Origin of the sequence: Providencia rustigianii DSM 4541 (genome assembly GCF_000156395.1) — a bacterium.
Lineage (GTDB): Bacteria > Pseudomonadota > Gammaproteobacteria > Enterobacterales > Enterobacteriaceae > Providencia > Providencia rustigianii.
The window spans coordinates 506-1,207 of the sequence record NZ_GG703829.1 but is presented as its reverse complement, the minus strand read 5'-3'; the positions used below and the strand labels follow the sequence as shown (position 1 = coordinate 1,207).

At 44.4% G+C, this 702-nt stretch carries 1 protein-coding gene and 2 pseudogenes; all 3 read left to right on the top strand.

Annotation, left to right across the window (positions count from 1 at the left end):
- Positions 1-190: pseudogene (locus PROVRUST_RS19945) on the top strand (phage tail assembly protein); the annotation flags it as partial.
- A 14-nt stretch (positions 191-204) separates the two neighbouring features.
- On the top strand, positions 205-324 hold the full coding sequence (locus tag PROVRUST_RS18655; RefSeq protein ID WP_006816477.1) for a GpE family phage tail protein: 120 nt from the start codon (positions 205-207) through the stop codon (positions 322-324).
- Positions 317-702 (top strand): annotated as a pseudogene (locus PROVRUST_RS18650) (phage tail tape measure protein); the annotation flags it as partial. The gene PROVRUST_RS18655 and the pseudogene PROVRUST_RS18650, both read left to right, overlap by 8 nt.

Below are 702 nucleotides of genomic sequence, written 5' to 3'. Positions count from 1 at the left end.
TGTTCGTCTTGCGGCATTAATGGAAATGGATGTTGATTCAGCGATGTTGGTTTTACCTCGCGTCTCGGCACCGGCACTAACCAAGCCTGAACTTATCCTTATGAATCCAGCAGACATGCTGAATTTGACCAAGGAGTTAGTGCTTTTTTTGCTACCGAAATCGGTGACTTCCGATTTCCAGAACGACTAACTGTTGATGATTTGGTGGCAGATATTGCCACCATTTTTCACTGGTCGCCGGCAGTAACCGAAAATTATTCTTTGACTGAATTATTAGAATGGCGTTATCACGCCCTTAAACGTAGCGGTGTTGAAAATGAGTAAAGATTTACGTTTACAGGTGATTTTAAGCGCCGTTGATAAATTCACAAAGCCACTACGCGGCGCTCAAGATTCCAATAAAAAACTGGCGGAAACTCTCCGCCGGTCTCGCCAAGAATTAAAAGAACTCAACAATCAAGCTCAGCAAATTGATGGCTTTAAGAAAACAAAGCAATCCCTTGATGCTGCAAATAATGCCTATCAAAAAGCCACCGAAAAGGTGAGCCAGCTTTCGCGCGAATTATCCTCAGTACAAAACCCAACAAAGGCGCAGTCCAGAGAATTTGAACGTGCCAAGTCTGCCGCTGCTAAGCTAAAAATGGAAGCGGAAACGTTAAGCGTATCGCTACAGCGACAACGAGGAGCGCTGAAAAATAGCGG